Annotated in this window: 18 protein-coding genes and 1 tRNA gene; 15 read left to right on the forward strand and 4 right to left on the reverse strand. The window is 40.6% G+C overall.

The features are described from left to right. Positions 1-19 precede the first annotated feature (19 nt). From D1013_RS18095 to D1013_RS18105, 3 genes are all read left to right on the forward strand, one after another. Positions 20-92: transfer RNA gene (locus tag D1013_RS18095), tRNA-Phe, on the forward strand. 66 nt (positions 93-158) lie between these two features. After that, positions 159-1,133 (forward strand): phosphotransferase, encoded by a 975-nt coding sequence (locus tag D1013_RS18100; RefSeq protein WP_121850794.1) that lies wholly within the window; start codon positions 159-161, stop codon positions 1,131-1,133. Next, positions 1,130-2,431 carry an ADP-ribosylglycohydrolase family protein gene (locus D1013_RS18105; protein ID WP_121850165.1) on the forward strand — a complete coding sequence of 434 codons (1,302 nt, stop codon included), beginning with the start codon at positions 1,130-1,132 and terminating at the stop codon, positions 2,429-2,431. The genes D1013_RS18100 and D1013_RS18105 overlap by 4 nt, the downstream gene beginning before the upstream one ends. Here the strand turns inward: D1013_RS18105 and D1013_RS18110 are convergent. Further along, on the reverse strand, positions 2,424-3,995 hold the full coding sequence (locus D1013_RS18110) for a glycoside hydrolase family 32 protein (protein WP_121850166.1): 1,572 nt from the start codon (positions 3,993-3,995) through the stop codon (positions 2,424-2,426). The genes D1013_RS18105 and D1013_RS18110 overlap by 8 nt on opposite strands. Positions 3,996-4,055: 60 nt before the next feature. Between D1013_RS18110 and D1013_RS18115 the strand changes: the two genes are divergently transcribed. The 5 genes from D1013_RS18115 to D1013_RS18135 are packed head-to-tail and all read left to right on the forward strand — an operon-like array spanning position 4,056 to position 7,728. Beyond that, positions 4,056-4,571, forward strand: a complete 516-nt coding sequence (locus D1013_RS18115) for a rhodanese-like domain-containing protein (RefSeq protein WP_121850167.1) — start codon at positions 4,056-4,058, stop codon at positions 4,569-4,571. Positions 4,572-4,625: 54 nt separating this feature from the next. Beyond that, on the forward strand, positions 4,626-5,243 hold the full coding sequence (locus D1013_RS18120) for a TIGR04282 family arsenosugar biosynthesis glycosyltransferase (RefSeq protein WP_225621409.1): 618 nt from the start codon (positions 4,626-4,628) through the stop codon (positions 5,241-5,243). Next, positions 5,240-6,055 carry a purine-nucleoside phosphorylase gene (locus D1013_RS18125; RefSeq protein ID WP_121850169.1) on the forward strand — a complete coding sequence of 272 codons (816 nt, stop codon included), beginning with the start codon at positions 5,240-5,242 and terminating at the stop codon, positions 6,053-6,055. Before D1013_RS18120 ends, D1013_RS18125 begins: the two co-directional genes overlap by 4 nt. Continuing rightward, complete coding sequence (gene arsM, locus D1013_RS18130) at positions 6,052-7,017, forward strand: arsenosugar biosynthesis arsenite methyltransferase ArsM (protein ID WP_121850170.1); 966 nt, start codon at positions 6,052-6,054, stop codon at positions 7,015-7,017. Before D1013_RS18125 ends, arsM begins: the two co-directional genes overlap by 4 nt. A gap of 12 nt (positions 7,018-7,029) precedes the next feature. Continuing rightward, positions 7,030-7,728 carry a TIGR04283 family arsenosugar biosynthesis glycosyltransferase gene (locus D1013_RS18135; protein WP_121850171.1) on the forward strand — a complete coding sequence of 233 codons (699 nt, stop codon included), beginning with the start codon at positions 7,030-7,032 and terminating at the stop codon, positions 7,726-7,728. 3 nt (positions 7,729-7,731) lie between these two features. Here D1013_RS18135 and D1013_RS18140 read toward each other — a convergent pair whose 3' ends face one another. Next, positions 7,732-8,784: an N-acetylmuramoyl-L-alanine amidase family protein gene (locus D1013_RS18140; RefSeq protein WP_121850172.1), complete on the reverse strand. Its 1,053-nt coding sequence runs from the start codon at positions 8,782-8,784 to the stop codon at positions 7,732-7,734. Positions 8,785-9,021: 237 nt separating this feature from the next. On the opposite strand from D1013_RS18140, the gene D1013_RS18145 reads away from it, so the two are divergent. Both D1013_RS18145 and def read left to right on the forward strand, forming a co-directional pair. Then, positions 9,022-9,795: a DUF6503 family protein gene (locus tag D1013_RS18145; RefSeq protein WP_121850173.1), complete on the forward strand. Its 774-nt coding sequence runs from the start codon at positions 9,022-9,024 to the stop codon at positions 9,793-9,795. 6 nt (positions 9,796-9,801) lie between these two features. Beyond that, positions 9,802-10,341, forward strand: a complete 540-nt coding sequence (gene def / locus D1013_RS18150; RefSeq protein ID WP_121850174.1) for a peptide deformylase — start codon at positions 9,802-9,804, stop codon at positions 10,339-10,341. Between the two features lie 7 nt (positions 10,342-10,348). Here def and D1013_RS18155 read toward each other — a convergent pair whose 3' ends face one another. Both D1013_RS18155 and D1013_RS18160 read right to left on the reverse strand, forming a co-directional pair. Next, positions 10,349-11,350, reverse strand: a complete 1,002-nt coding sequence (locus D1013_RS18155) for a glycoside hydrolase family 113 (protein ID WP_121850175.1) — start codon at positions 11,348-11,350, stop codon at positions 10,349-10,351. A 54-nt stretch (positions 11,351-11,404) separates the two neighbouring features. Beyond that, entirely contained in the window at positions 11,405-12,118 is a 714-nt protein-coding gene (locus tag D1013_RS18160) for a DUF547 domain-containing protein (protein ID WP_121850176.1), read from the reverse strand. Between the two features lie 241 nt (positions 12,119-12,359). Between D1013_RS18160 and D1013_RS18165 the strand changes: the two genes are divergently transcribed. From D1013_RS18165 to D1013_RS18185, 5 genes are all read left to right on the forward strand, one after another. After that, entirely contained in the window at positions 12,360-13,709 is a 1,350-nt protein-coding gene (locus D1013_RS18165) for an NAD(P)/FAD-dependent oxidoreductase (RefSeq protein WP_121850177.1), read from the forward strand. A 23-nt stretch (positions 13,710-13,732) separates the two neighbouring features. Next, positions 13,733-15,328: a 4Fe-4S binding protein gene (locus D1013_RS18170; RefSeq protein ID WP_121850178.1), complete on the forward strand. Its 1,596-nt coding sequence runs from the start codon at positions 13,733-13,735 to the stop codon at positions 15,326-15,328. A 107-nt stretch (positions 15,329-15,435) separates the two neighbouring features. After that, the gene (locus D1013_RS18175; RefSeq protein WP_121850179.1) at positions 15,436-16,146 is read left to right on the forward strand and encodes a glycosyltransferase family 2 protein; all 711 of its coding nucleotides are present in this window, start codon (positions 15,436-15,438) and stop codon (positions 16,144-16,146) included. 4 nt (positions 16,147-16,150) lie between these two features. Then, positions 16,151-17,635: a cellulose synthase family protein gene (locus D1013_RS18180; protein WP_121850180.1), complete on the forward strand. Its 1,485-nt coding sequence runs from the start codon at positions 16,151-16,153 to the stop codon at positions 17,633-17,635. Positions 17,636-17,723: 88 nt separating this feature from the next. After that, positions 17,724-19,085, forward strand: coding sequence for an MptA/MptB family glycosyltransferase (locus tag D1013_RS18185; RefSeq protein ID WP_121850181.1), 1,362 nt, complete (start codon positions 17,724-17,726; stop codon positions 19,083-19,085). Positions 19,086-19,287: the final 202 nt, after the last annotated feature.

Genomic DNA, 19,287 nt, shown 5'->3' on the forward strand with positions numbered 1-19,287 from the left:
CTTTGCAAAGGCAACCACTGGTACCTTAGCTCAGTTGGTAGAGCAACGGACTGAAAATCCGTGTGTCCCTGGTTCGATTCCTGGAGGTACCACAAAAAATCCTTACTTTTCGTAAGGATTTTTTTGTTTTTGGGAGTATATTGCGTAAAACTCTTGTTTTGAAAGCAATAGATATTTCAACCCCTATACCAGAGCTTGAGAAATTTCTATCTTCCAATTCTTGGCTCAATTCCGGAGAAAAAATCGAGTCTATCGAAGAGCCTGGCGAAGGAAACATGAACGTGGTATTGCGCGTCATTACCAACGAAAAGTCATTTATTCTCAAGCAATCAAGACCTTTCGTTCAAAAATACCAACAGATTTCAGCACCCATTGACCGCATAGTTGTTGAAAAGAACTTCTATCAAGCCGTTCGCGAAAACGCTGTGAGCGCCCACATACCAAAAATTTTGGGTTTCGACCGAGAAGAGCATCTGCTCATTCTTGAAGATCTTGGGCAATGCGAAGACATGACGTCTATCTACCAGAAACAAGATATTGCGGCTTCCCATTTAGACAGGTTGGTTTTTATTTTAGGGCTCATGCACCGGACCGAAGCCGAAGGCAGCTTTCCTGAAAACCTTCAAATGCGTTTTCTAAATCACAAACACATTTTTGTCGTTCCCTTTTCAGAGAAAAACGAACTAGACCTGGATAGCATTCAAGAAGGCCTGAACGACTTATCGATTCCTTTCAAGACCAGCAAGACCATTAGGGCTGTTGTGGAGGAGGTAGGAGAAAAATATCTTTCTAGTGGAGATACATTAATACATGGTGATTATTACCCTGGTAGTTGGATGACCGAAGGAGAGAACCTCTATATTATCGATCCTGAGTTCGGTTTTGTGGGCTTTCCTGAGTTTGACCTGGGCGTTATGGCGGCCCACATTATAATGGCTACCGGCAAGAAAAGTTATTTGAACAGAATCCATGCCAGTTACCAAGGTAAGGCGGACGTAAAACTGATGTCGCAAGTAGCAGGGATCGAAATAGCCCGTCGTATAATCGGTCTAGCCCAATTACCCATGGAAAGGACTCTTAAGGAAAAGACGAAGCTCTTAAAGAAGGCCCGCAAACTAATCTTGGCCACATGATTCGAAAATTATTCTTGCTTTTATTAGTAATCAGTGCGCTATCATGTAAAGAAAAAAAAGTTTCAACATTCTCCATTCCCTCCCCGAAAAAACAATCATACGAGGTTTCCTCTACCACACTAAATGATGATCAATACTACGACAAAGTTCTTGGCGCATTGGTCGGGTCGGCCATTGGCGATGCCATGGGGGCCTCTACCGAAATGTGGCACAGAGATGACATTCGATTGAAGTACGGGTATATCACCGCACTTACACCTGCGGTAAGACCTCAATCTCCCGAGGGAACTTGGGAAAACAATCTTAACTCAGGAGCTACAACTGACGACACTAGGTGGAAGCTGGCCATGGTCAAGTATATTTCCAAAGGAAAAGAAAATTTGACACCCGAAAATTTCATTGACTTTATTATTGAATATTATAGCTCTTTGACCAAATCTCTCTCCAACAATAACGAGGGCCTTAATACAGATTTTTTAGATGAACAAATCGAAAAAATAGATTGGATCAAAGAATGGGCAAGGGTGGCCACGGCATACAAAAAAGGAAGTAAGGAATACCAAAAAGCACTCCATCGATTTTATGGTGGTGAAATGTCATGTGCCGGCCAATTGTACACACCCATGTTCGGGTTGACCACCCATACACCCGAAGAAGCATACGAGCTGGCTTACGACCACTCCTTGTTCGATATTGGGTATGCTAAAGATATTTCTGCATTGGTATCTGCAATGACCAATGTCGCAATGAGAACCCAGAGTATCGATTCGATTATCAATACGGCTACTTTTGTAGACCCTGAGGGATACCAAGACAGCAGACTGGTAGGGCGAATAGCCTACTCAGTGGCAGATGCCTCGGTGAAAAGTGTTCTCAGCATTAGAGAAACATTTGCAAATGATTCGCTCACCACTATGGATGCAAAATCTTTAAATCCTCCCATCGGATTTCAGGAAGGAAAAAAGGAGTGGCTCATTCAAGAAGCACTTTACCAATACCTTGAAAAAAACCAAAAAGCTATTCCATTTCATTCAGGCGAAATTTGGCAAATACTCGTTACTGGACTTCAGTTTGGAGGTGGCGATTTTGCAAAAACCATGCAGTTCATTGTCAACTACGGAAGGGACAATGATACAGTAGCCGCTGTGGCAGGAATGATATTAGGTGCCAAAACCGGTTTTTCTAACTTACCGAAAGAATTAGCAGCCGAAATTCTCAAAGTCAATAAAGAAAACATGGGTATCGACCTGAAAGCACTTGCTCAAGAGATGACCGAAAACCGAAACCAAACTAATTAGTAGGCCAGGTTCGCTTTACTTCACTCACCTCCAAATTTTGAACACTCATTATTTGATTGGATTTATTTTCGAATGACAACTGACCATAATTTTCATTGGGAAAGATTTGTGAGGTCATTACATATTTACCTTTATCGATAAAAATCTCTATCGAAGACCAATCTAAAATCATTCTTACCTCAAAGATAGAATCGAGATGAGGCATAGGCATCTTTTGTACGATTTCACCAAAAGCTTTTTCAAAATCTGTTTTTCCAGAATTGGATCGGTTCAATCGAAGCGTATCTTTTTTAAATTCCAAAATCAAACTTTCTCCCAAACTGTTTCCCAACTCCATCGTAAATTCATTTGAATTGGTTTCAAAACGAACTTCCGATTGATTGAGGTTATCATAATCATCAACCTCTTTGGCACCGGGCTCAATCTCGATACTTTTCGAGCTTTTTTTTGAAACTATGTCATCAAATTGATTGATAGGATAACCATATAATTCAAACCCTTCATTATCCTTATCCTTGTGAAGTGAAAGTTCTCTAGGTACTGTCATTGCACTACGCCATCTATCGGTAGGTGTTGATTGGGCGTAGGCCCAGTTGCTCATCCAACCTAAAAATATTCGCTTTTCTTCCGGGGCATTGCTATAGGTGACACCTGCGTAATTATCCGTGCCCCAATCGACCCACTTATGCTCTATTTGATCGGTAACGAACGTTTTACCATCAAAATCACCCACAAAATATTGAGTGCCGCTTCCGCCATTAGGGGCTCCCGGGTTGATACTAATCAGCAGAACCCATTTTTCTTCATCCGAACCCTGCACCTTTATTTTGAAAAGATCAGGACACTCCCAAACTCCGCCATGGGCGCCAACATGCTTGCCAAACTCTCCTGACAACTCCCAATTTTTCAGGTCTAATGACCTATAAAACTGGGCATGGTCACCGGCCACCAAAGTCATTACCCAACTACTGCTCTCTTCGTGCCACATAACTTTTGGATCTCGAAAATCTCGTATGTCTTCAGTATTGGCTATGATAGGATTGTCTTGGTACTTAGTCCAACTTTCGCCATTATCCAAACTAAAAGCCAGGCCTTGGGTCTGAAAGTTGTTTTTGCCAGATTTCTCCCCTTCCGGGTCGTGATAGGTATAAATAGCCACAAGTGGAGGATTTGATTCGGTACCGAAACCAGAACTGTTCTTTTCATCAAGAACAGCGCTTCCCGAAAAAATATAACCTAACTCATCAGGGTATAAAGCAATGGGTTTATGTTTCCAATGAAGCAAATCTTCACTCACGGCATGCCCCCAATGCATCGGCCCCCAAACGGTACTATCGGGGTAAAATTGATAAAAAAGGTGATACTTACCTTGGTGATAGACCATACCATTAGGGTCGTTCATCCACATACTATCCGGGGAAAAATGAAATTGAGGCCGATAAGGCTCCATGTAATTGACGTTCTTTATTGAAGTGTTTTCAGAAGTCCTTTGTCTTTCTTCCTTACAAGAAGATACACCGAGAACAATGATGAATAAAAGTAAGTTTAGCGTTTTGGCCCACATGTTAGACGAATAATATTATGCCTTTCTAAAGTACTATCTTTACATAGATTAAAAAAACCCATGAAACAGCGTCTACTCATTTTTAGCTTTTTGATGTTCGGTTCGTTCATTTTTGCCCAGACCCGTATTGATAAAGCCTTAAAGAAATGGAACAAAGAAAGTGTACCCTATATCACAGTTTCGGAGGTAAAAACTGAAAAGGAGGCCATTTTCTTAGATGCAAGGGAATGGCATGAATTCAATGTGAGCCATTTGCCCAATGCCCTATGGATAGGATATAAAAATTTCAACCTTCAATCAATAACCAACAAACTACCTGATAAACAGAAAGAGCTCATCGTATACTGCTCGATTGGTGTGCGTTCTGAAGATATTGCAGAAGAGTTGATAGCTGCAGGTTACCCCAACGTTAAAAATCTTTACGGGGGCATCTTTGAATGGGTCAATCAAGGCAATACAGTTTATAATTCAGATGGCCAGCCTACCGATCAAACACACGCTTTCAACAAACATTGGGGCAAACTATTGCTAAAGGGCCAAAAGGTGTATTCGGTAGAAGACCTTGTAAGGAACTAGCCTTTTCGCCCACCAAGCAAAATGCCAACTACAATTTAAAAAATAGCCATTGATTTGAATTCAAAGAACCTATTGCTCATATTTACTCGCAACCCAGAATTAGGAAAATGCAAGACCAGATTGGCGGCTACCATAGGAGATGAAGCCGCACTTGACATTTACAAGTTTTTATTGCGCCACACAGCGAGTATCACGCATAACCTAGAGATAGTAAAAGAGGTTTGGTACTCAGAAACCATTTGGGAAAACGATGTTTGGAACAATTCGAACTATGAAAAAAAATTGCAGTCAGGTCATGACTTGGGCGAACGAATGGCCCAAGCTTTTACCGAGGGTTTTAAAAACGGTTTTGAGCGTATCGTCATAATCGGCAGCGACATGTACGACCTCACCCAAAAAGACTTGAAGAACGCCTTCAACCTGCTAGAAAAACATGAGTTTGTAGTCGGCCCCGCTGAAGATGGCGGTTACTATCTATTGGGAATGACTAGTTTTGAAGCGAACTTGTTCAAAGAAAAGCAATGGGGAACCTCCTCAGTACTGAAAAACACCTTATCCGATTTAGAAAAAACCAATTATGTTCTTTTGCAAGAACGTAATGATATTGACCTTTACGAAGACATAAAAGACCTAGCCGTCTTTCAACCTTATCTAAAAAATAGCAGGAAATGACACCAAAACAGTTAGAAGAATCTACCGCCTACCTAGAAGCCAAAGGGTTTGAAAATCCTGAAATAGGCATTGTACTAGGTACTGGTTTGGGCAAACTGGCCAATCAAATTGAAGAAGCTATTGAAGCTCATTATAACCATATTCCGTTTTTCCCTCTTGCGACTGTTGAATTTCATTCCGGAAAATTAATATATGGCACCCTTGAAGGAAAAAAAGTAGTGGTCATGCAAGGCAGGTTTCACCTATATGAAGGATACGATTTTGTAGATATTACCTACCCTATCAGGGTCATGCATAAACTAGGAATAAAAAAGTTATTCATTTCAAATGCCGCCGGAGCTATCAATCTTGATTTTAAAAAAGGAGACCTAATGCTTATCGAAGACCACATCAATCTTCAAGGTGGCTCACCTTTGGCATTTAAGGGTGTAAGTCAATACGGCGAAAGGTTTACCGATATGGCCGAACCTTATGATCTCGATATGCGAAAAGAACTTTCGGCCATTGCCGAGAAGGAAAATATTGTTTTAAGAAAAGGTGTATATGCCTCGGTGGTCGGCCCACAATTAGAGACCAAGGCAGAATATAGAATGCTAAAGATAATCGGTGCAGATGCTGTCGGCATGAGCACCGTACCTGAAGTTATCGTCGCCAACCACCTAAAACTACCAATAGTAGCCGTTTCGGTATTGACCGATGAATGCGACCCTGAAAATCTTGAACCTGTAAACGTTCAAGAGATTATCGAGGTAGCCGGTAAAGCTGAGCCTAAAATGGTTAAATTGTTCAAAGAATTAATAAAAAAGCTATGAGTTATTTAGAAGCGACCAATGACCTCTACAAAGAAGCGGCCCTTACGCCAGATGTGGGCCTTTGCTGCACAACAAATCCTGTTTGGCAGTTTCCAGGTCTTTCCATCCCTAAAATTATGCAAGAGATGAACTACGGCTGCGGAAGTACCGTTTCTGCCCAAGACCTTATCAATGATCCTAAGGTTTTGTACGTAGGCGTCGGCGGTGGTATGGAACTGCTTCAGTTCTCATACTTCTCAAGACAAGAAGGTGGTGTAACCGGTATTGACGTAGTCGACGAGATGTTGGAAGCCTCTCGAAAAAATTTCAAGATTGCCGAAGAAGAAAACGATTGGTTCAGCAGCAAGTTTGTCAATCTCATAAAAGGTGATGCCTTGAACCTGCCCGTCGCAGATGCAAGTATTGATGTTGCCGCCCAAAATTGTCTCTTCAACATTTTCAAGACCGAAGACTTAAAAAAGGCGGTTGCAGAAATGTATCGCGTATTAAAACCGAATGGCCGATTAGTGATGAGTGATCCCATCTGCGAACAACCAATGAACGATGAACTACGAAATGACGATAGGCTTCGAGCCCTGTGTCTTAGCGGTAGCATACCCCTTCAAGAATACATCAAAACGCTTACCGATTCAGGTTTCGGCACAATTGAGGTTCGCGCAAGAAAATCATACCGCGTTCTTTCGCCCAACCACTACCCTACTGATGAGCTGATCTATATCGAATCAATTGAAATTGCAGCAATTAAAGACCCCATGCCAGAAGACGGGCCGTGTATTTTTACAGGAAAAACTGCTATCTATTATGGTAACGAGCCCTATTTCGATGATCAAAAGGGCCATGTCTTGATGCAAAATCAACCTCTTGCGATCTGCGATAAGACAGCAGCGGCACTTGCTCGTTCCAATGACGAAATTCATATTAGCGAGAGTACATGGCACTATAATGGTGGTGGTTGCTGCTAGTATTTTGATTTTATGGAGGAAGCCAAAATAAGTATTGTCATTCCTGTTTATAATGAACAGGAACATATTGCTGAACTCCTTGGCTATCTGACCAACTTCAACATTTCATCACATCTTCATGAGATTCTTGTAGTTGATGGGGGAAGTACCGATTTAACCGTTGCCGTTGCTTCCGCTTTCGATGTCACTCTATGTCAATCCGCGAAGGGAAGAGCTGCACAAATGAATTTCGGAGCTCGAAAAGCAAGCGGGAACGTACTGTATTTTCTTCATGCAGACACCCTTCCACCAGAGAATTTTATCGAATGCCTTGTCAGCTTGTACGAAAAGGGAAATAAAGCAGGATGTTTTCGACTTAGGTTTAACAATCGCAGCCTTTTTTTGGCCTTTTTCTCTTGGTGTACAAGGTTCAATTTCTTGATTTGCCGTGGTGGAGACCAATCTCTGTACATCACCAAAGAACTGTTCGAAAAGTTAGATGGCTTCAATGAGAACTACGTCATTTATGAAGACAGTGAGTTGATCGGCAGAATTTATAAAACAAATAATTTCTCGATAATACCTGACTACGTAACCACTTCAGCAAGGCGTTATGATGCTATTGGAATGTTTCGCTTACAGTACCATTTCGGAGTCATCCACCTAAAAAATGCCTTGGGTGCCGACCCGGAACAGCTTTACGATTATTACAGAAGGAAAGTGCTGGCGTAAAAATTACTTTTCATAATCGAGTAGAACACCTTCCGATATCCATTTGGCCAAAGCTTGGCGATTATCAGGATCTAAAATGCGGCGTTGGTCTTTTTTGTTCCTGATGTTTCCTATCTCGATAAAGGTCATCGCCGGATGCGTCTTTTTAACCAAATACAGTGATGAACGGTCTTCAAAAGTGCCGGAATAAACTCGATTAGGCTGAAATTTTTGATACTTCTTTTGAAAGGTAGTATGTATGCTCTCCGCCAACTTTCTACCATTTTTGCTCTTTTCATGGTGATAGAAAAAAACATCAATATTCTGACCACGACTTCTACTATCAACATGTGTAACTATCAATCGCTGGTATTTTCCACGATGTTTACTGTATAAATCGTTTACAATCTCGACCCGCTGTTTAAGACGAGCTACCTGATTCAAGGGAATAGTTTTGTTAGGGTAAGCCACCTCGTCATGATCAATTTCTAGTACCCTTTCATCACGAATACCGTCATTCTCATCGCGTATAATGATATAGACCAGTGCACCATGCGAAATCAACTCTTTGGCCAACCGTAAAGTAATATCGTATGCATACTCGTCTTCCGCAATCATTTTACCCCCGTAATTGGCCATTGCCCCCGGGTCAGGACCACCATGACCCGAAACCAAATAATAGACGTTGCCTTTCAGCCTATCGCTGTTTTTCAGAACTGTTGCATGTTTCTTTCCGAAAATGGCGAAATCTTCACCTTCTATTTTTACTACCTCTTTTGACTTCTTCTCAATAGACTCAACAACCTCTACCGAATCGAGCTCGACCGATGGTATCAAATACCTTCTACCCTCATACAAATGAATGCTATCTCGAAGGTTATCAAGATTCATTGCAATAAAATCATCATAATGGTCATAGGGGTTGATCCCTTCTTTTCTCAACAAAGAAAGTATACCATCGCCTCTTTTGGCTACAACGGTTTTTACCGAATCTTGGGCAAAGGCCACCTCAGCTACGAAAAAAGTAACCAAAACAGAAAAAACCACTCTAAAATATGGGAGAAAAAATCGATTCATTTTCAGCACTTCACACCCCAAAAAATCAAAAATAATGCCTAACGTGTTCACTCTGCACAAAATTAAAGAACGAATGAATATATCATCAACTCGTGCTAAAATTTAGTTAACCATTTCATCAACAATAAAATTTTAGAATCTTTGACGTAAAAATACAAGGTCAAACTGTATGAAAAAGACCATAAAATCGACCTATAGATGGCCCCTATTGAGTTGGGCCCGTTCTAAAACAACCATATGAACTTAAAAAACACCTTTTCGGCCATTGTTCTGGCACTATTGATTTTTTCTTGCAATTCGGAGAAAAAAATAAAGGCACCTGATAATACTACCGCTGAAACATCGAAGGCCCAAAAAATTATTGAACGTGCCATTTCTACCCACGGCGGAAAGCTTTATGATACCGCCTATTATAGCTTTGTTTTCAGAAAGAAGAAATTCACTTTTAAGAACAACGAGGGCGGTTTTATCTATACGGCAGAAGAAGTTAAAGATGGGCAAAAGTTTTTAGATTCATTAAAGAACGGTCGCCTCACTAGAATAATTGACGGACAAGTAACCAGTCTCTCTTCAAAGGATGTTAATAAGTATACCGAGGCCTTGAATTCGGTGGTTTACTTCGCCACCCTTCCGCATAAACTAAAAGATGCTGCGGTAAACAAAGAATATGTTGGTGCTACTCACATTAAAAATGAGCCCTACGACCTTATTAAAGTTAGTTTTGAGCAAGAAGGCGGAGGCGTTGACTACGAAGACGTTTTTCTTTATTGGATACATGCCAATAAAAACACTATGGATTATCTTGCCTACAAGTACAACACCAATGATGGCGGGGTCAGGTTTAGAAGTGCCTATAACGTAAGAACAGTTGATGGCATCAGATTTCAAGACTATGTCAATTATAAGGCCCCCATAGGCACTCCACTTGAAAACTTGCCTAAAATGTATGAAGCAGGTAATCTCGAAAAACTATCAAAAATTGAAACCGAAGAAATTAAAAGTCTAAAATAAATAGCCATGGCAAGCTTAGAAGTTATTCGAATGGGCAACCCAAACCTTCGAAATGTTTGCGAAACGGTCGAAATAGAAGAAATTCAACGACCGGAATTTCAGACTTTCTTGAAAAACCTGGTATCGACCATGCGAGATAAAAACGGAGTGGGTATTGCGGCACCACAAGTAGATGTATTGAAAAGGGTTTTTGTAATCGAAATTGAAGACAACCCTCGCTACCCCAATAGAGTGAACTTTCCTATTGTAATTGCAATCAATCCAGAAATAGAAGTTGTATCCGATCAGAAAATAGATAGTTGGGAAGGTTGCCTTAGCATACCGGGCATTCGAGGGCAATTAAAAAGACACCAAAAAATTCGGTTGAAGGCATTGAATGAGGATGGTGAAAATTTTGAATTAGAATTGGAGAATTTTCCAGCTATAGTAGCCCAACACGAACTCGACCATTTGAATGGCGTTCTTTTCATCGATCGAATGGAGGACCTAAAAACCTTAGCCTTCGAAGAAGAATACAACAGTTATTGGCTCGGCAAGTCTATTTAGAAAGGGCTTATGATTTCCGATAAAACTCCTTTATTACGTTTTGAGCAGGTTTATTTTGAGGAGTAAACCTATTGTCGTTCTCCCCTCCGGATTCTTTATGGTTGATGAACCATTTCCAAACATATCCGCCTGCGAACCAATCTTCTGACCAGAATTCTTCAAAAATAGCCTTGGTCGCGTTCACTTGACCCTGCATATTGGCGGGATTATCATGCATATCTACAAGCCAAGGTTTCCATGCTGTCTGGTGGGCGCTCCTATAACCGAACTCTGTAAAAAGTACAGGTCTATCAACGGTTTCCGCTAGTTGCTCAATAGACGGTTTATGTTTCTGCCAACCGACCCTACATTGCTCAACCGTGGGGGTTTCATGTTCGCACAACGGAAAGTAGGCATCGATACCTATAAAATCTAACTGAGACCAAAAAGGAGTTCTTTTATACTCGTCCCAATTAGCGGCATAGGTAAGTTTTCCTTTGTAAATCTTTCTTACTTTAGGAATAAGGGCATTCCAAAAATCAGGTCTATTGGTTACAAACTTTTCAAGTTCGGTGCCAATACAAAATATGTCGGTATTGGTTTCAGCAGCCATTTCGGCATAGTTGAGAATGAATCTTTCGTACGAATTCTCAAAAATCGCCCAGTCTTCTTCGGTTTTTAATTCAAAAGACCCGGTAAAAACACCCCTCCAAATCCATATTTGGGGCTTTACCATCACTTTTACTCCGTTTTTATGCAACATTTCAATATACTGCTTGGCCCCTTTTCTAGTTTCGCCATGCCATTGTCTATCACTATCGAATACTATTTCGGGCTCATCGACAGTCCGAATAAAACCAAAAGGCATAATGGCCGCATGGTTGGCATGAATATTTAAAAGCTCTTGAACATGCTCTTGAGCTACCGCCTCCCTTGAGGCCACAAAACTGACCCCGTTAATTTTTTCGGTTTGCTGGCTTGAACATGAAAATTGAAAAAAACACAACAAAAAAAGGCCTAACCACCTCATAGTCAAAAAATTTACACTCCTGAAATATAATAATTCCGCCGAGTATTTAAAAAATCATTCGGTTTGGTTCAACGACCAATCGTAGGGGTAGTACGAAATTTTTACGTTTTCGGGAAGTTGGCTCTTTCGATAATTGTTTAGAAAAGACAAGATGCTTTTACCATCACGGGTAAAATCCTCTTCATACCACTCAAATATTTGCGAGATACGAACTTGGTCACCTTCTACCTTTATAAACTTCTTATCATTGATAGCTTTTCGAGTCTGGGCTTCCAGCTGCTCTTCTAATAAAGAAGGGCGATAAGCAGTACTAATTATGGGAGGGCAACCTAGACCTGCACAGACAAGAACAAAATGAAACCTGGCCTCATCAGGAAATGGGGCGCGAAGCATATCGTTTTCAATTTCGTTCAAGGTCAATTCTTTTCTTCCGACACTATATTTGACCTTATCAAAAAAACCTGAAACATTCAATGGTGAATCTATTGGGTATTGTAATGTAATACCCTTTATAACCGCGAGATTATAAACGTTTATCCAGAAAGACTTGTAAATTTCAGGTTGGCTTATATCTACATCCATTTCCTCTGCCATATTCAAAAGCTCATCCAATTGAGATTGATTCCTTTTTATTGCTTCGTAATTGACCCTCCCTTTGTCTACGTAAGCTTTTAAGAACACATCGCTTTTATTAAAAAACCTTTCGATTTTCTGCTCCATCACACTCAGTGGAGCCAGTAGCAATAGTATTATGAATGCGCTTCTCATAGGTTGTTTTTCGTTTTTCTCGTAGATTGATAAGCCATGTTTATACTTTACCGCAAATCACGGACCAACCTTAAAAGTAGCCGGACAATCTATTTTTGGCAAGGATAAAAGCGTAACTTATGACCATTCGTAAATGTATTTGAACTATTGACCCACTTATTTAAATTGCGTAAAAATTAAACTTTTCAGGTAAGACCGTATAAAGTTTACGACTGAATCAGCGATTGCCCTCATTATTTCTATGGAAAAAGTTGTCATTATAGGAAACGGAATAGCAGGTGTGACCGCTGCACGTCATATCAGAAAACTTTCCGACAAAAAAATTACGATTATTTCTGCCGAGACTAAATACTTTTTTTCTCGCACCGCCCTAATGTACGTATACATGGGGCATATGAAATTTGAGCACACCCAACCTTATGAAGACTGGTTTTGGAAAAAAAACAAAATTGAACTCGTTCAGGCGTATGTCGAGAAAATTGACTTCAAGTCAAAAACTTTACATACCTCCGACAACCGAGATTTAGAATATGACCAACTTATTCTCGCCACAGGTTCTCAACCCAATAAATTCGGTTGGCCGGGCCAAAATCTTAAAGGTGTTCAAGGTCTCGTTTCAAAACAAGATTTAGATTTACTGGAAACCAATGCCCCAAACAACAAGGTATGCAAAAGAGCTGTTATTGTAGGTGGCGGCCTGATAGGAATAGAGCTATGCGAAATGCTTCGAAGTAGAGAAATTCCTGTCACCTTTTTGGTTCGTGAAGCTAGTTTCTGGGATGGGGTTTTACCTTCAGGAGAATCGCAAATGCTCAATGAGCATATCAAAAAGCACCACATAGATTTACGTTTAGGCTCTAGCTTAAGGGAAATTAAAGGAGAAGAACATGTACAGTCTGTAATTATCGAGGAAACTGGAGAGGAAATTGAATGCGATTTTGTGGGTCTTACTGCCGGGGTTAGCCCCAGCATCGACTTTTTAAAAAGTAGTGACTTACAATTAGGCAAAGGCATCTTGGTCAATCGATATCTAGAAACTAATATAAAAGATGTTTACGCTATTGGTGATTGTGCAGAACAGCGAGAAGCCATTGGTCATAGAAGGCCGGTAGAGGCCGTTTGGTACACCGGAAGAATGATGGGTGAAACGGTTGCCCAAACCATTTGCGGTAATCGCCGCGAATACAACCCCGGACACTGGTTCAACTCCGCTAAGTTTCTTGATATTGAATATCATACCTATGGTTGGGTATTTAGCGATAAGAATAAAAGTGAAGATGAACTACATTTTCATTGGAGGCATTCTAGCGAGAATATTTGTTTAACGATAGCCTATCAAAAGCAGACCAACCTATTCTTGGGCATCAATACATTTGGCATTCGTATGCGACACGAGGTGTTCGACCATTGGTTAAGCGAGTATACAAGCATTGACTATGTAATGGAGCATTTGAAAGATGCCAATTTTGACCCTGAATTCTATAGTCGATATGAGCATCAAATCGTTGATTCGTATAATTCTGAAAAAGGCAAAAATATTCAAGTTAGAAAGAGAAGCTGGAAAAGAATATTAAGCATTACAACCAATTGATTACCGGTAAATTTTAAATTTTTATGAGAACAGTTGATAGAAGTATGGCTCTTACCGGCGAACCACCAAAGGCCCTTGACCTTTCACAGAAGTTAGCGACCCTTGTAGGGCTATCGGGCCTGGGCATTTTGGTTTTGGCACTACTGAATATAGGTTTCAGCCACAGAACTTTTTGGCTCATGGCTTCTCTTTCAGCAATCACTTTAGGCACCATTTGGTTTACTTGGGCTTCGTATGCCCATAAACCCGCGGGAATCAAAAACGACGGAGTGATGTTCAAATCGATTTCAAGTCGTGGTTTTTGGGGATGGGTCTCCGGCTTACTATTAACTGGCTTTTATATTGTTCTTTACTTTTACCCACAATATCTCGGACTTGTAAAAGACGGTGACAACACCGGTCTTATTGCTCTATTTGACCCATTGAGCAAGGTATTAAGTGGAAATCCTGCGAGCCAATGGTTTGTTTACGGTACGCTCTACACCGTTGCCATTCTAGCTTTTGGAATCAAGTTTTTGTATAAGTACAGGCATAATGCCTATGAACGCTTAAGAACCTTTAGCGTCATGTTTTTTCAGACCGCGTTTGCCTTTCTTATTCCGGAATTCATGGCAAGGCTCAATAATGAAACCTTTTCTCTACCCTATTACGATTTAAAAAATATTTGGCCGCTCAACTATTACAATTTTGAGAGATATCGGGTCAACAGTTTTATCGATGCCGGAGATATTGGCTTGGCGCTACTCATATTCGGGGTTCTTTCCATTTTCGTCATCACACCTATCTTAACCTATAAATACGGCAAACGTTGGTACTGTTCATGGGTTTGTGGCTGCGGAGGTTTGGCAGAAACGGTAGGCGACCCCTTTAGGCACTTAAGTGATAAGAGTCAATTTGCTTGGAAGGTTGAACGGTGGGTCGTTCATAGCGTTGTTGTCTTCGTTACTTTAATGACCACCGCTGTAATCTATTCTTACCTGGGCAATGCCACCAGTGAATATTGGCTTACTAAAACCACCTTTTTAACGGGCGTGGCCCTCATTCTTACCATCGTATTTGCCTGGGCAATGATTTATAAGAGGGAGCAATTGAAAAAGGATGCAAAGTATGGTGCCATTGGGTATTTCATCATTATAATCGCCCTAATCGGTTTTCACTTTTTCAGTGGCGACGGAAATGTATTTCTCTTTAAATCGGAGACGTTAAGAAGAACCTATGCATTTCTTATCGGCAGTATATTTTCGGGGGTAATCGGCACAGGGTTCTACCCTATTTTCGGCAGTAGGGTCTGGTGCCGTTTCGGTTGCCCCATGGCTGCCATTCTTGGCTTTCAGCAACGCTTGTTTTCTAAATTCAGAATTACCACTAATGGCGGACAATGCATATCGTGTGGTAATTGCTCCACTTACTGTGAAATGGGTATTGATGTGCGCGCTTATGCCCAAAAGGGTGAAAATATTGTTCGGTCGAGCTGCGTAGGTTGCGGAATTTGCTCGGCAGTCTGCCCAAGAGGTGTATTGAAACTTGAAAATGGCCCGCTCGAGGGGCGTATAAATAGTAAAGACGTCTTGTTGGGCAATGACGTTGATTTGATGGACCTGGTCAATTCAAAAAAATAATGATCAGACCCTAGAATTGGTACTTTTTGGGCTTCATTTAGGTGCTTGATAAGAATAGCTTAGTTTTGTCAGCAGTAACGTCACATTTAACCATGTTCAATTGATTGATGGCTATTCGTTTTCCAAATTCGCCTGACATAAAAGTGATTATTCCAGCTTTCAATGAAGCCGATTCAATAGCCTCGGTCATCAATGAAATACCCGATGTTGTTTCAGAAATAATTGTTGTCAACAATAATTCTTCAGATAAGACCGAAAGCAACGCCAAGGCCGCAGGAGCGACCGTTCTTACCGAAAACAGAAAGGGTTACGGCTACGCCTGTTTAAAGGGAATGGATTATGTTTCAAAACAATCCAAACTACCGGATATTATCGTATTTGTTGACGGAGACTATTCCGACTATCCCGAAGAACTGGTTAAGGTGGTGGAACCCATTATTTTGCACGATTACGACTTCGTAATCGGTGCAAGGGCAAAAAGGCTTAGGGAAGATGGAAGCATGACTCCACAGCAAATATTCGGCAATTGGCTGGCCACTTTTTTAATGAAATTGCTTTTCGGGGCAACATTTACCGATTTGGGTCCGTTTAGAGCTATAAGCTATGATAAGTTGTTGTCTCTCAACATGGAAGACAAAACTTACGGCTGGACGGTGGAAATGCAGTTGAAAGCGCTCAAAAAAAAATTGGCATATACCGAAGTACCAGTGCGTTACAAAAAAAGAATTGGTGTTTCAAAAGTGTCGGGTACCGCAAAAGGTAGTATATTTGCTGGCATAAAAATATTAGGTTGGATTTTCAAATACAGCATAAAATAATACTATGGGATTATTGATCTCTTATATCATTCTAGCCATCTACAGTGTAGCGCTTTTATTGATATTTTTTTACAGTTTGGCCCAATTGAACTTATTGGTCAATTACCTAGGCTACAAAAGGCGAAACCAAACTGCCCCCAAATTCAACCTTCTTGACCCTAAGGAAATTCCTCATGTAACCATACAGCTGCCCGTTTACAACGAAGAGTATGTCATGAACCGTTTGCTTGAGAATATCGCTAAAATTGAATATCCGAAAAGCAAACTGGAAATTCAGGTACTTGATGATTCTACTGACGAATCTGTAGTAGAAACTGCTGCGAAAGTTGAAGCTTTGCAAAAGTCAGGCCTTGACATCAAGCATATAAGAAGAACCAACAGGCAAGGTTTTAAGGCCGGCGCCCTAAAAGAAGGTCTTGAAATTGCCAAAGGTGAGTTTATAGCCATTTTTGATGCCGACTTTATGCCCTCGGGCGATTGGCTGAAAAAAACAGTTATCTATTTTAAAGACCCCGAAATTGGCGTAGTTCAGACACGTTGGGGGCATATCAACCGAGAGTATTCGACTCTTACCCGTATTCAGGCTTTTGCCCTAGATGCACACTTTACCCTTGAACAAGTAGGTAGAAATGCAAAAGGTCATTTTATCAACTTTAACGGTACGGCAGGTATTTGGAGAAAAGAATGCATTCTAGATGCCGGTAACTGGGAAGGCGACACCTTGACCGAAGATTTAGATTTAAGCTATCGCGCCCAATTAAAAAATTGGAAGTTCAAATATCTCGAAGATGTTGAAACCCCAGCTGAACTTCCTGTGGTGATCAGTGCGGCCCGATCCCAACAGTTTCGTTGGAACAAGGGCGGGGCCGAGAACTTTAGAAAATCGGTGATGAGCGTTATTTCCGCAAAGAATATTTCGCTTAAAACCAAATTTCATGGCGTTATGCACTTGCTGAACAGTTCTATGTTCTTGTGCGTTTTCTTGGTATCTATTTTGAGCATACCGGCTATGTACATCAAAGCGCTTTACCCACAGTTCGATATTGTTTTCAGCTTATTGAGCTTCTTTGTACTGAGCACCATTATTCTCTTCATATGTTATTGGTTTACCTATAAAAGTATTCAAGGCAGTAGTTTTGACAATTTTGTCGACTACATCAAGCTTTTCTTTACCTTTTTCTCGGTAGCCTTAGGCTTTTCACTGCACAACTCGATAGCGGTTCTTGAAGGGCATATTGGCAAACGCAGCGAGTTCGTTCGTACTCCTAAATTTAACTTGAACAATCTTACCGATTCTTGGAAAGGCAATAAATATTTGACCAAAAAGCTCTCTCCGAACATGATTTTTGAGGCTTTACTTATGTGCTATTTCTTATTCGGTATGTACAGCGCGATACCTTTGAATGACTTCGGTTTGTTCCCGTTTCATTTTATGTTGTTCTTAGGTTTCGGTTTTGTTTTCACCAAATCATTGACGGCAAGGGCCTAGCGAACAAGACCAGATTACGGCAAAAAATTTTGGGTAGTTGTTCCGTCAAATTTTCTTATTTTTTCGGCTGCAACCCAATTGAACTTTAATGTCGAATCGCTTTACCAGGTATTGGAATCTTCATAAAATACCCATTCTACTTGCTTTGCTAAGTGCGGTATTCTATTATGTTTTCGCGTATCACTTAGACCGTAGCGACTTCATAAAACTCATTACCCTTTTTGCGGCGTTGTTCTTTATCTGTCTCCGCCTAGTTCGCTTTGAAAAGTTCAATTTAAAATTTCTTGCCATTGTTGGTGTAATCTTCAGATTACTATTCATCATGGCAGAGCCCAATCTATCGCAAGATTTTTATCGCTTCGTATGGGATGGTCATTTGGTATCGCAGTTCGTAAGCCCCTATTTACTTTCGCCCGACAGTTTGATGCAGCAAGGTGTGCAGACCATTCCGAATTCGGAGGTATTGCACAACGGCATGGGGGAACTAAGTGCGCAGCATTTCAGTAATTACCCGCCCCTCAACCAACTTTTCTTTGCTATTGCCGCCCTTATTGGTGGTCAAAGCCTTTTTGCTTCGGTTTTAGTAATGCGCCTAAGTATCATTTTATTTGATTTAGGTATTCTTTATTTCGGCAGAAAACTGCTCAAAAACCTGAATCGTTCACCACATTTGATTTTTTGGTATTTCCTTAATCCTTTGGTCATTATCGAACTGACCGGTAATCTACATTTTGAGGGCGTTATGTTATTTTTCTTTGTTTTGGCCCTCTATCTTATTTCTACTAAAAAATGGTTGTTCAGTACCGTTCCGTATGCTTTTTCCATAGGCATCAAATTAGTTCCGCTAATGTTCCTTCCCTTATTCTGGAAACAATTCGGAATCAAAAAGAGCGTCATTTTTTATCTACTGACCGGGCTAATAACTGTATCATTATTTCTACCTTTTTTTTCTCCCGAACTGGTACCCAACTACTCCAAAACGGTCGGCCTGTGGTTCTCAAATTTTGAGTTCAATGCAGGAATTTACAATGCAATAAAATATATAGCCGTTCAAATGGATGCCAAACCCTGGGAACTCATCAAGACTTATGGCAAGATCACCCAGGTGGCCACTATCGTAGTGATTCTACTATTTTCGTTTTTTAGAAGCAATGAAAAATTACCTGTTCTTGTCAGCTCTATGATGTGGGTTTTAACGTTTTATTACTTTATAACCCCAACGGTGCACCCTTGGTATATTATCTTTCTAGTCGTTCTCAGTCTTTTCACCGAATACCGTTTCCCGATTATTTGGTCGGCTGCCGCTACCTTGAGCTACTTTGCCTATTCGAACGCTGATTTTCAGGAGAATCTGTGGCTTTTGGCAGTTGAATATATTTCTGTATTGGGATTTATGGTTTACGAGTTTGTTAAATTAGGTAAGCTCAAACTAATTTTTCGTAATAATTAATACAGTATTGTTGTCGTTTCAATGTATTCTTGTACATTTGAATTTCAATGGAAGGACAACTACATATTTTAGAATTAATGAGCAGTCTTGCTCCGGTACGTCCGCTTCACATCCGTCGTCGCCCGTAAGGGTGTTTCATTTGATATGGAAATAGGTGAGTCCATTTCCGCACAACTTCCACAAGTCTTTTTAAGTTTAATTT

This window comes from Euzebyella marina, assembly GCF_003687485.1.
Lineage (GTDB): Bacteria > Bacteroidota > Bacteroidia > Flavobacteriales > Flavobacteriaceae > Euzebyella > Euzebyella marina.